The organism is Streptomyces sp. NPDC059037 (assembly GCF_042740015.1).
In the GTDB taxonomy this organism is placed as follows: Bacteria; Actinomycetota; Actinomycetes; order Streptomycetales; family Streptomycetaceae; genus Streptomyces.
Genome location: NZ_JBHYIG010000099.1, coordinates 1 through 2,733, shown reverse-complemented (window position 1 = coordinate 2,733; position 2,733 = coordinate 1). Strand labels below are relative to the sequence as shown.

Genomic DNA, 2,733 nt, shown 5'->3' with positions numbered 1-2,733 from the left:
TGCGCCCGCCCGCGGTGGGGCGGCGGGGGGTCCGCGGCGGGGGCGGGCCCCGCGGCCGAGCGCGAGCCGCCGGCCCGCCCCCGGGCCGCAGGTACTGCCGGTCAGGACACACGTCCCGGCGTCAGATCCACCCTTCTCTCGCGGCATGGAGCGCCAACTGAAAGCGCGACGTGGCGCCGGCGCGTTGGCAGAGCTTCTCGAGATTCCGGGACAAAGTACGCCGGCTCACGCCCAGCAAGTCGGCGATGGTTTCGTCGGTGATGCCGGTACCGAGAAGCCCGAGGAGATGGCGCTGCAAAGGCGGCAGCGCAAGCGGGACCTGGCTGCCGAGGTACATGGGATGAGCCGCGCGCCACGCGGTCTCCCAGAGACCACGCAGTGCCGAAAGCAGGACTGATGACTGCACGATCAGCAGGGATTCGTTGGCCTCGGCCTCGACGGACGACATGGCCACGGTGGCCAGTCTGTTGTCGTACATACTGAGCCGCACCGGGACACTGGGCAACACGCGCGCCTGTTCACCGGCAGCGATGCAGGGCTGAATGTTGCCGACGTAGTACGGATGCCGCTTCACCGACTCAGCGGAGTAGACGACGCGGTACTTCACGCCACGTTCGAGATTGGCCATCTCTATTTGGTTGGGTGAACCGAACGCGTGCCTCGTGGCGCACGAAAAGTAGGGTGGCGAATCAAAGCACACGACTTCATTCTTGACCGTCTTTTCGAACTGCCGGACACGTTCTTTGATCTGACGGTACCCAGTGACGACCTCAACGAGTGAATCTTCTTCCTGTGCCCCCACTGATTTGCGATACCCGCGATACGCATTGAGCACTGCCAGGCGTGCCTCCCGGAGATAGGCGGCGCGTTCATGGGCGAGCCGCTCGAGAGCAGTCGTCGGTTCTGCAGGGCGAATGCTCGCGTGGTCAGGCCCCTGAGTAGCAGCAAGGCCGAGCGTGATGAGCCTCTCGACGGCGCCCGCCGCGGAACTCTTCTTCCACTCCAGTTCGGCAGCCAGTTCTTCCACATTGCAGGATCCCATTCGGAGCAACGCTTCGAAGGCATCAGAATCACTCGATGGTAGACCTAGTTCCTGAAGGTATGCCGACAGGTCGGCGTCCAGCATTTGGGTCCGTTTCCTACAAGGCCGGGCAGCGCCAGGCGGTGGACAGAACAATGTGGGGGGCGCAGTTCCCTCCCGGTAACTGCCGCTGGTAAAAAGTAAGCCAAACCTGTCTGGTTAGCAAACCTCTCCGAACGGCATCGCGCCCAATCTGGTCAATGGCATCGGCAGGACACTGGACCGGCTGAAGTCAATCCAACTTTCGACACGATTGCGGCCCCTTCGAGTGCACACCACTTAGTAACATTGCACCTCTGTCAATCCTGATTGAACCGTATGTCCGCGCAGAGGAAATCGGCCCAAAGATCGTCGTATTGGTCTTTTTCATAGGAACTTGTCCCGAGGTATGGGTTGTGCGATGCGTCACGCGCTGCCCCTTCCGCGTCATTGAGGCCCAACCAGGCGACCGCGTACGGGGCCCGGAAGGAGACCATCCCGCGGTCCTGGTCAAACTCCAGGGCCCAGGTCTGCTGGCTGTCGGAACGGTTGCACGGCCGTTGCCACACCGATTCCTCCGAATTCGTCGTCCCGGTGTGGGTCAGGCACCTTCTGGTGTCCGCATTGCGCAGCTGCAGGTAGGTCAGACCGTCGCCGCTGGTGTTCTGCACGGGCACCAGTTCCCACTGTTGCCGGGTGGTACCGACGCAGTCCGCCTCCCGCGGGTGGGCCGTCGGTCCGTTTACTTCCACGCAGCGACGGGTCCTTGCGACAACCAGGCGAGACCGTTTACTGCCCGCCGAAGGCGAGGACGAGGGCGAGGACGGTGTGACGCGGTCCTTGGACGGCGTGGCCCTGTTGGTGGACGTGGACCTGTCGGACGGACGCCTCGTGGTCGGCGCCGAGCCTGCCGTCGAGTCCGCCTCTGTCGGGGGCGACCTCGTGTCCACGGGCGCGGGGGACCGGTCGGCCCGCGGTGCCAGTACCGTGCGGTCCGGCTCGCTCAGGGGCCACAGCCACAGGGCTCCGATCAGCAGGGACGTTGTGGCCGCCACACCCCCCGCACTCCACCACAGGGTGCGTCGCCCCGCCGTATCGCCGTCCGGCCCGCTCACCATCGCCGCCTCAGCCGCGTGGGCGCCGGTCATGCGCGCCGCCACGTACGCCTGACTGCCCCAGAGCAACACACCTGCGGGAAGCGCCATGCGCAGCCGACTGTTCAGGTCGGCGAGTTCGGACGCCGCGCGGCGGCACTTGGCGCACGCCGACAGATGCCTCGCGAGATCCCTGCTACCGCGCCAGCTGGTGCGGCGCACCGCGGCCGCAAGGAATGAGCGGTAGTGGCCGCACTCGGCGGTCGCCTCACCGCTCAGCACGTGGGCCGTCAGATACGCCTCGCGCAGACCCTCACGGGCGCGCGCCGCAAGTGACGTGACGGCACTGGCGCTGATTCCGAGCCGCGCCCCGGCCCGGGCCGGCGGTTCGTCCTCGACCACGGTGTGCCAGAGGACGGCCTGCCAGCGCTCCGGCAGGCTGCGAAAGCCGCGCAGGACGAGACTCTGTTCCTCCAGACGCAGGACACGCTCCTCACCGTCCTCACCATCGGACGCGTCGGTGTGCGTGTCGAACCACTCCTCGAACTCTGCGGAGAGCTCGGTCCTGCGGTACTTCTC

At 65.9% G+C, this 2,733-nt stretch carries 2 protein-coding genes; both read right to left on the bottom strand.

The features are described from left to right. Positions 1-121: 121 nt before the first annotated feature. On the bottom strand, positions 122-1,126 hold the full coding sequence (locus ACFWY6_RS21225; RefSeq protein ID WP_384692555.1) for a helix-turn-helix domain-containing protein: 1,005 nt from the start codon (positions 1,124-1,126) through the stop codon (positions 122-124). A 254-nt stretch (positions 1,127-1,380) separates the two neighbouring features. Next, a partial coding sequence (locus ACFWY6_RS21220; RefSeq protein WP_384692553.1) for an RICIN domain-containing protein occupies positions 1,381-2,733 on the bottom strand: 1,353 nt, incomplete at its 5' end.

Coding starts and splice junctions, on each gene's coding strand:
- ACFWY6_RS21225 (WP_384692555.1), bottom strand. CDS start 1,126: ATGCTGGACGCCGACCTGTCGGCATACCTTCAGGAACTAGGTCTACCA.